We start from the raw sequence: 1,228 nt of genomic DNA, 5'->3' as shown, positions 1-1,228 counted from the left end.
ATAAACTAAAGTTTTTCAAGTTGTAGTTTTTCGAGTTTTTCAAGTGACTTTGAAAAACTGCACAGGAGGGTATTGCAAATGGATGAAATAACTCCAGTTAAAACAAAGTTCCGCATGGAACAGTGGACACAACTGATTCAGGATCAACGGTCAAGTGGAATGACCGTCAAGGTCTGGTGTCAGCAGAATCTGGTTAAAGAAACATCCTATTATTATTGGCTGAAACGCATCCGTCAACAAGCTTGTGGCCAGGAAATGGTGTCCACACAACTGGAACCGGATGGTCCGGTTACTTTTGCCAAACTTCCGATGAGTCTGGGAAAAACGAACCGGAGTCCAGCAGTGGTGATTAATCTTCCATCGGCAACGATTGAGGTGATGGATGGAGCTGCCCCGGAAACCATTGAAGCGGTTCTGCTGGCAATGAAAGTATTATGTTAGGCGACATTACAATTGCCAGGGAAATTTACATCGCCTGTGGCTATACCGATATGCGTAAATCCATTGATGGACTGGCTGCGCTGGTGAAGGAATCAATGGGCTTAAATCCCTTTGGTCCCGCACTTTACTTATTCTGCGGGAAACGTCGGGATCGGATTAAGGCACTGCTTTGGGAAGGTGACGGTTTTGTTCTGCTTTACAAACGCCTCGAAAATGGAAACTACAAATGGCCCCGGACCGAAAATGAAGTTCGAACCCTGTCCTGGAAAGAATTCAGATGGCTGCTGGAAGGCCTTTCCGTTGATCAACCCCGAGCCATCAAATCAGTGGAACCCGGTGATTTCTGTTGATCAAAAACACTAGAAACCGCATAACAGATGGCTTTTTCAACGTTTTTATGGTATAATAGATCCATTAATAAACGGGAGAAATAAACCGGATGGATGAACGGGACACTTATATTAAACAGCTGGAAACCACCATCAAAAGCCTCGAACAGCAGGTAAACAACCTTACGGAAATGATTCTGCTGCTCCGGAAAGAGAAATTTGGCAGCTCCAGTGAAAAAACGCCAAAGTCAACGCTGGATGGACAAATTTGCCTGTTCAATGAAGCGGAAGCCGAAGTAAATCCCCACGCCCCGGAACCGGTGGTTAAGGATGTCCATGGCTATAAACGGACCAGTCCCAAAACCGGACGGGAAGAACGGCTTAAAGACCTTCCCGTAAAGGAAATACTCTGTGAGATCCATGAAGACGATCAAAACTGCCTCCGCTGTAACACCCTG

At 45.8% G+C, this 1,228-nt stretch carries 3 protein-coding genes; all 3 read left to right on the top strand.

What is annotated here, in order from left to right; genetic code table 11:
• Positions 1 to 78: 78 nt before the first annotated feature.
• Complete coding sequence (locus tag Q7P33_RS17895) at positions 79 to 441, top strand: IS66 family insertion sequence element accessory protein TnpB (RefSeq protein WP_303872102.1); 363 nt, start codon at positions 79 to 81, stop codon at positions 439 to 441.
• Entirely contained in the window at positions 435 to 791 is a 357-nt protein-coding gene (gene tnpB / locus Q7P33_RS17890) for an IS66 family insertion sequence element accessory protein TnpB (RefSeq protein WP_303872100.1), read from the top strand. The genes Q7P33_RS17895 and tnpB overlap by 7 nt, the downstream gene beginning before the upstream one ends.
• Before the next feature lie 89 nt (positions 792 to 880).
• A partial coding sequence (locus Q7P33_RS17885; RefSeq protein ID WP_303872099.1) for a transposase occupies positions 881 to 1,228 on the top strand: 348 nt, incomplete at its 3' end.

Origin of the sequence: Acetobacterium wieringae (genome assembly GCF_026646375.1) — a bacterium.
Lineage (GTDB): Bacteria > Bacillota > Clostridia > Eubacteriales > Eubacteriaceae > Acetobacterium > Acetobacterium wieringae_A.
Note: the sequence above shows the minus strand (reverse complement) of the source record. Positions and strands in the feature narration are given on the sequence as shown.

Excerpts from the sequence above, each read along its gene's own strand:
- Q7P33_RS17895 (WP_303872102.1), top strand. The coding sequence starts at position 79 with ATGGATGAAATAACTCCAGTTAAAACAAAGTTCCGCATGGAACAGTGG.
- tnpB (WP_303872100.1), top strand. The coding sequence starts at position 435 with ATGTTAGGCGACATTACAATTGCCAGGGAAATTTACATCGCCTGTGGC.